The organism is Rheinheimera sp. (genome assembly GCF_036568245.1).
In the GTDB taxonomy this organism is placed as follows: domain Bacteria; phylum Pseudomonadota; class Gammaproteobacteria; order Enterobacterales; family Alteromonadaceae; genus Alishewanella.
Window position 1 is genome coordinate 1 of the sequence record NZ_DATCSY010000392.1, and the last position, 3,197, is coordinate 3,197.

A 3,197-nucleotide genomic window follows, 5' to 3' on the forward strand; every position below is an offset into this window, starting at 1 on the left:
ATTAATAGTTTTGCAGGCTTATCTGAGTGATTCCAAATACCCGAAATATCGCAGTCACCTTTGGCCTGAGCGGAAAAAATTGAGGCCACCAGAATAAAGCTAGAAACTAAGAATCTGAGCATGAACATCCTTTGCATATAACGCCCGCCTAAGCGGCGAGCAACTTGTTGCGAGTCCAGCGGCCACAGGCCGCGTTGTTTTAGGCGTTTGTTATAGCGCGACATTACCAATAAACCCGATAACTACTAACACCATACCTATTAAAACAAGCCTTTCTGAAATCTTTTCCCTGCCGCTTTGCTTTCTTACTTTGAAAGCTTCAGTGAGTTTTAAAAAAGCAAACTCAGGAATTAATGCGATAGACAAAACAAATAATACACTACCAGAACCTGAAACCGTTTCAAAAGACACCGCTCCATGCTCATCAATCTTTCTCACTACGCTTACAAAAAGTAATGCAGCAATAAAGAACAATACTGTGGAAAAAATTTTGTGCTTTAATTTCGGGCCTAACATTGAAACTACCTCATACGCTATAACGCTTATTCGGCGGAAAAATCCGTATTTAAATACGGACATTTCTGTAATTGTAAATTTACTGCGTGACACATTAACTATAAAACTACATGTAGACAATATCTTATGGGGATTAATTAATAACAAACAGGGACAAATGCGGAAATATCCGTCTAACAAGGGGCGCTTGACATTTTCGAAACAACTGTATACTTAAACAGTGAAAATCGGGAGATGTAAGATGACAGCTCAATCACCATTTTTAGATTTTGTCGCTGAAGAGATGTATAAGCGCCGCTATGCCAAACGCACAGTTGAAACCTATTTGCATTGGATCCGTTTTTATATTTTATTTCACAAAAAGCAGCACCCAAAAGATTTAGCCGAGCAGCATGTTGAACAGTTTTTAACTCACCTTGCGGTAAAACAGCAAGTTGCGGTGCAAACTCAGGCATTGGCGCTCAATGCCTTGAGTTTTTTGTATAAAGCTATTTTGCAGCAGCCTTTGGCACTAAATCTAAACTTTAATCAGGCCAGTAAGCCTCGTAAGTTGCCGGTGGTGTTAACCAAAGAAGAGATCAAAAGGTTATTAACGGTAATAGCGCCCTCTTACCTGCTATTGGCGCAATTACTGTATGGTAGCGGCTTACGCTTAATGGAGGCAGTTCGGTTAAGGGTTGCGGCCATTGATTTTGACTATTTGTCGATTATGGTTTGGCATGGCAAAGGCGGAAAACACCGCAGAGTTACCTTGGCTCCCGAGCTTGTACCAGCGCTAAAACGCCAGATAGCATTAGCTGAGGCATATTATCAGCAAGACTTACTAACCGATGACTATGCTGGTGCTTGGCTTCCTTTTGCGTTAGCCAAAAAATACCCAAGTGCCCCAAAAGAATTAGGCTGGCAGTATCTTTTTCCATCTAACACGCTGAGTATTGATCCTGCGACTAAACTTCTGCGCCGCCATCATTTAGATGAATCTGGTTTACAAAAAGCCGTGCGCAGTGCAGCGCACAAAGCCGCTATTGATAAACCGGTTACCTGCCATACTTTGCGCCATTCATTTGCCACGCATTTATTACAATCGGGTATGGATATTCGCACTGTGCAGGAACAGCTTGGGCATACCGATGTAAAAACCACTCAAATTTATACTCATGTCTTAAAACAAGGCGGGAATGCCGTGCAAAGCCCTCTGTCACAACTGCTGTAAGAAAGGGCGCCGTAGCGCCCTGTTAAGCTAAACCTGCTTGGTTAGAAACAATCGCCCGGCACTCTTACCCAACCTTCCATCAACACCCTGGCGCTGCGGCTCATAATGGCTTTAGTCACTGTCCATTGTCCGCCAACCTGCTCTGCGGCTGCGCCGACACGTAAGGTGCCGGATGGGTGGCCAAAGCGCACAGCTTCGCGCTTGCCGCCGCCTGCTGCCAGGTTTACTAAAGTGCCCGGAATAGCCGCTGCGGTGCCTATCGCCACTGCAGCAGTGCCCATCATGGCATGGTGTAATTTACCCATTGATAACGCCCGTACCAGCAAATCGATATCAGTTGCGTTAACCTGTTTGCCGCTTGAGGCTGTGTAGCTTTGCGCCGGCGCGACAAAGGCTATTTTGGGCGTGTGGGCACGGGTAGCTGCTTCACTGACATCCTGTATCAGGCCCATCTTTACTGCGCCATAAGCGCGGATAGTTTCAAAGCGTGTAAGCGCAGTGTTATCGCTGTTTATTGCCTCTTGCAGCTCCGTGCCGGTATAGCCGATATCAGCCGCATTGACAAAAATGGTTGGAATACCGGCATTGATCAGCGAGGCTTTAAAAGTGCCAATACCTGGTACGTCTAAATCATCCACCAGATTGCCGGTAGGAAACATCGCGCCGCCGCCCTCGCCTTCATCTGCTGCCGGGTCCAGAAACTCTATTTGTACCTCAGCGGCAGTAAAGGTTACGCCATCAAGCTCAAAGTCACCGGTTTCCTGCACTGCGCCGTTGGTGATGGGCACATGGGCAATAATGGTTTTATTAATATTGGCCTGCCAAATGCGTACTGTGCAGATGCCATTGTGCGGAATACGTTCAGCAGCCACCAGCCCATTGCTGATGGCAAACGAACCCACTGCCGCGGTTAAATTGCCGCAGTTGCCGCTCCAGTCAATAAAAGGCTTATCTATGGCAACCTGACCAAACAGGTAGTCGACATCGTGCTCAGCTTTGGCACTTTTGCTTAATATCACGGTTTTGCTGGTGCTGGATGTGGCACCTCCCATACCGTCGGTGTGTTTGCCGTATGGGTCGGGGCTGCCGATAACTCTAAGCAGCAGGTTGTCACGCTCTGTACCAGGCATCTGTGCTACCTGGGGTAAGTCGGTAAGTTTGAAAAATACACCTTTGCTTGTGCCGCCCCGCATGTAAGTGGCGGGGATTTTTATTTGAGGAACAGCCATAAAAATGGTCTCTTCTATTGGATTACTTGTTTAGTCCGGCCCGACAACCTCTTTCTGCTCATCACAGCAACTCGCCCTAATGCCTACGGCAGGGCTCAGACACTCTGTGATGACATAAAGAGGCATCGGGCCTCCCTTGTCGATGTCAGCTTGACTTGATAGCACAGGTTGGAATCCCGGAAAAGTCGACACAGAGTGTCTGAGTGAGCGCGCCAGCAGCGAAGTGACAAATTCGTCTG

At 47.1% G+C, this 3,197-nt stretch carries 4 protein-coding genes; 1 reads left to right on the forward strand and 3 read right to left on the reverse strand.

Annotated features, from left to right (window positions below; genetic code table 11):
- Nucleotides 1-224: hypothetical protein (locus tag VIN66_RS17610; RefSeq protein WP_331925202.1), on the reverse strand; the 224-nt coding region annotated here is incomplete at its 3' end.
- Nucleotides 211-516, reverse strand: a complete 306-nt coding sequence (locus VIN66_RS17615; RefSeq protein ID WP_331925203.1) for a hypothetical protein — start codon at nucleotides 514-516, stop codon at nucleotides 211-213. The genes VIN66_RS17610 and VIN66_RS17615, both read right to left, overlap by 14 nt.
- A 241-nt stretch (nucleotides 517-757) precedes the next feature.
- On the opposite strand from VIN66_RS17615, the gene VIN66_RS17620 reads away from it, so the two are divergent.
- Nucleotides 758-1,729 (forward strand): integron integrase, encoded by a 972-nt coding sequence (locus VIN66_RS17620; RefSeq protein ID WP_331925204.1) that lies wholly within the window; start codon nucleotides 758-760, stop codon nucleotides 1,727-1,729.
- 41 nt (nucleotides 1,730-1,770) lie between these two features.
- On the opposite strand, the gene prpF is transcribed toward VIN66_RS17620, so the two are convergent.
- Nucleotides 1,771-2,958 (reverse strand): 2-methylaconitate cis-trans isomerase PrpF, encoded by a 1,188-nt coding sequence (prpF, locus tag VIN66_RS17625; protein ID WP_331925205.1) that lies wholly within the window; start codon nucleotides 2,956-2,958, stop codon nucleotides 1,771-1,773.
- Between the last annotated feature and the right edge of the window lie 239 nt (nucleotides 2,959-3,197).